At 73.7% G+C, this 3,542-nt stretch carries 3 protein-coding genes; 2 read left to right on the top strand and 1 reads right to left on the bottom strand.

Features of this window, described 5'->3' with window-relative positions; translation table 11 throughout:
- Positions 1-200 precede the first annotated feature (200 nt).
- Positions 201-1,085 (top strand): NAD(P)-dependent oxidoreductase, encoded by an 885-nt coding sequence (locus tag ACFW1A_RS39465; protein WP_380418349.1) that lies wholly within the window; start codon positions 201-203, stop codon positions 1,083-1,085.
- A 166-nt stretch (positions 1,086-1,251) separates the two neighbouring features.
- On the opposite strand, the gene ACFW1A_RS39460 is transcribed toward ACFW1A_RS39465, so the two are convergent.
- Positions 1,252-1,743 carry a GNAT family N-acetyltransferase gene (locus ACFW1A_RS39460; RefSeq protein WP_380418347.1) on the bottom strand — a complete coding sequence of 164 codons (492 nt, stop codon included), beginning with the start codon at positions 1,741-1,743 and terminating at the stop codon, positions 1,252-1,254.
- 362 nt (positions 1,744-2,105) lie between these two features.
- Here ACFW1A_RS39460 and ACFW1A_RS39455 point away from each other — a divergent pair, with 362 nt between their 5' ends.
- On the top strand, positions 2,106-3,434 hold the full coding sequence (locus ACFW1A_RS39455; RefSeq protein ID WP_380418345.1) for a tachylectin-related carbohydrate-binding protein: 1,329 nt from the start codon (positions 2,106-2,108) through the stop codon (positions 3,432-3,434).
- Positions 3,435-3,542 lie beyond the last annotated feature (108 nt).

Raw genomic sequence — 3,542 nt, 5'->3', positions numbered from 1 at the left:
GACCACGACCCCGCTCCGGGCGGGGACGACCGCGCGCCCGCCCGCGCCGCCCGGTCGTAGAAGCCGCCGGCGGCGGGCCCGTCACCGTTGGCCGGTGGCGGGCCCGCAGCCGTGTCCCGCACCCCCGACCGTCGATGCCTAAGATCATTGCGGGTCTCACCGGTGCCCCTGGTGGACCGTCAGTTGATGAGGAGTCGAGCATGGACGTGGGATTCATCGGCCTCGGCGCGATGGGACGGGCGATGGCGGCCCAGCTGGTCGCGGCCGGTCACCGGGTGCAGGTGTGGAACCGGTCGCCCGAGCCGGTCGCGGAGTTGGTGGCGCAGGGCGCGGTGGCCGCCGACAGCCTCGCGGAGGTCTTCGCCAACGAGGTCGTGGTCTCGATGCTCGCCAACGACGCGGCCGTCGCCGCGCTGCTGCTGGACGAGGAGCTGCTGGCGGGCGCGAGCGCCGTCGTGCACGTCAACATGGCCACCATCTCCACCGCCCTCGCCGTCCGGGCGGCCGAGCTGTACGAGCGGCACGGGATCGGCTACGTGGCCGCGCCGGTGCTGGGCCGCCCCGAGGTGGCCGCCGCCGGCAACCTGAACATCCTGGCGGCCGGACCCGAGGCACTGCTCGACCGGGTCGCCCCGGTCTTCGCCGCCGTCGGCCGGCACACCTACCGCCTCGGTGCCGAGCCGCAGCAGGCCAACCTGGCGAAGATCAGCGTCAACTTCATGATCTTCTCGGCCGTCGAGTCGTTCGCCGAGGCGGCCGCCCTCGGCGAGTCCGGCGGTCTGGCCCCGGCCGACCTGCTGGAGGTGGTGACCGGCACCGTGTTCCCCGGCCCGATCTACGCCGGCTACGGCGGCTCGATCGCCGCCGACCGCTACGAGCCCGCGGGCTTCCCGGTCGCCCTCGCACTCAAGGACGTGAACCTCGCGCTGGAGGCCGGCGCCGCCAACGCCGTCCCGCTGCCCCTGGCCGGCCTGCTCCGCGACGCGTACCTCGACAACCTCGCGCACGGCGAGGGCGCCCTCGACAGCGCCGCCCTCGGCCGCACCGCCCGCCGCCGCGCCAACCTGGACGGCCGCACGGACTGACGCGGCATCCGCCCGAGCCGCGCGCCGTCCGCCCGAGCCGCGCGGCGGCGGCGCGGCGGTACCGGGGGAACGAGCCGGTCCGCGCCTGCGTCGAGGAGGCGGTCCAGCAGCCACGGACCGCACCCTTGCCGGGCCACCGCCTCGCGGTGGCCCGGAAGGTGCCTGATTACCCGTCAGTCGTGCTCTTGCGCATGACCATCGACGACACCTCGTACCCCCGTCCCCGGTACAGCGCGATGGCGGCCTCGTTGTCCCCGACGACGTTGAGGCCCAGCACCGTCCGGCCCTCGCCGGCCAGGAGCGCCTCGGCGGCCGCGAGGACGGCGGTCCCGTACCCGCGGCGCCGGAACGGCTCGAAGACGTGGATGTCGTACAGCCAACCGGAGTTCGCGCTGCCCGAGATCTGACCGGGATCGGGGCCGACCCACACGTGGCCCACGGGGGCGCCGGAGTCGTTCTCCGCGGTCAGGAGGTGGTGCCCCGCCGTGTCGAGTCCGTCGGGGAGGAACCGGGCGGTGCCGAGCCTGACCCGCTCCCGCGCGAGGTCCGCCGGCATCAGCCTGCTGAGCACGCGCACCGACTCGGCCTCACGGTGCTCGGTCGCGGCGCGGTACTCCGCCGCCGTCATCTTCCGCAGGGTCACCCGTCGCACGGTCATGCCCCCATCGTCGGCCCACGGACCGCACCGGCGCCACGGGTTTCCGGGTGTCCGCGCGAGCCGCGCCCGGGCCGGCACTGACCCCAACGTGCCAGGCACGTTCGTGTCATGCGGAACCCGGTGACACAACCCGGGCCGGACGACAGGCTATGCCCATCGGAACAGGGCCCCGGTGACGGGGAACACCCGCCCGGGACGGCGCACGAAGCACCTGTCGGTAGGCCTGCCGACGGCCCGAGGGATCCGAGGACCAACCCGTTCTGCCTGTTCTACGACGCCCTCGCGCCGAGCCCGGCCGGAGGCGTCGCACAGCTGGCGCAGCTCGCTCCTCCCTTCCACTCACTCCACGACAGGAGACCACCATGTCCGGCACCGCCATGCCCCAGGCCGCGAGACGCGTCGCCACCAGGACGGCCGCCGCGCTGCTGTCCGCCGCCGCGCTGTTCGCCGGATCGAGCTTCCTGGCCGCGCCCGCCGCGCAGGCCGCGGCCGGTGTGTCGTCCGCCTCGTGCAGCAGCCCGACCGCCCTCTACGGCATCTCGTCGGACGGCGCGCTGCACTGGTACGGCTCGACCGGCGCGGCCACCGGCGCCTCGACCTGGGCTTCCGGCAGCGGCAACACGGTCGGGTCCAGCTGGAACGGGCTGACCGTGTTCTCCGGCGGCGACGGGGTGGTCTACGCGGTCCACCCGGACGGGACGCTGTGGTGGTACCACCACGACGGCGTCCTCAACGGCAGCTTCAGCTGGGCCAACGGCGGCGTCCAGGTCGGCACCGGCTGGGGCGGGTTCACCCACGTCTTCTCCGGCGGCAAGGGCGTCATCTACGGCGTCGACACCAGCGGCAACCTGCACTGGTACCGGCACACCGGCTACCTCGACGGCACCTCGTCGTGGGCGTCCGGCGCGGGCAAGACCATCGGCTGGAGCTGGGACTTCTCGAAGGTGTTCGCCGGCGGCAACGGCGTGATCTACGGCATCGACAGCAGCGGCGCCCTGCACTGGTACCGCTACACCGACCCGGCCGGCGGCAACGGCGGGTGGGCCTCCGGCGCCGGCAACACCGTCGGCACCGGCTGGGACGGCTTCAGCCAGGTGTTCTCCGCGGGTGACGGCGTGATCTACGGCGTCGGTGGTGACGGCAACCTGCACTGGTACCGCCACAACGACCCGATGGGCGGCTCCTGGAGCTGGGCGTCCGGCGCGGGCACCACCGTCGGCTGGAGCTGGAACGGCCTGGCCCAGCCCTTCGCCGACGTCCAGGGCTGCAGCGTCATCGCCGACTACGCCCGCAGTCAGCTCGGCCACGGCCCCTGCAGCCCGGGCTACCTGAACAGCTGCAGCGAGGACTGGTGCGCCGACTTCGCGATGTGGGCCTGGCAGCAGGCCGGCATCAGCACCAGCGACCTGGACGCGGGCGCCGGCAGCTTCTACCGGTACGGCCGGTCCAAGGGCACCCTGTCGAACACCCCGCACGTCGGCGACGCCGTGGTCTTCGGCTGGGACGGCAGCTGGAACGCCAAGCACGTCGCGATCGTGACCGCCGTCAACGCCAACGGCACCATCACCAGCGTCGGCGGCAACGAGAGCAACAGCGTCCGGACGGACACCTACGCCTCGGCGGTCGGCGGCTGGCCGTCCGGCGCCCCGAACGGCCCGATCAGCGGCTACGTGAGCCCGCTCGGCGACTGACGCGGGCGGAGCGACGCTGCGACGGCGACGGCAGGGCCCCGGCGGGAACGACCGATGCTGTTGGCGAATTCGGGGCCTGCGCGTGACGTCGGCCTTCAAGACCTGGTT

The organism is Kitasatospora sp. NPDC058965, assembly GCF_042741245.1.
Classification (GTDB): domain Bacteria; phylum Actinomycetota; class Actinomycetes; order Streptomycetales; family Streptomycetaceae; genus Kitasatospora.
The sequence above is the reverse complement of the archived record's forward strand: the minus strand, read 5'-3'. Positions and strand labels throughout refer to the sequence as shown.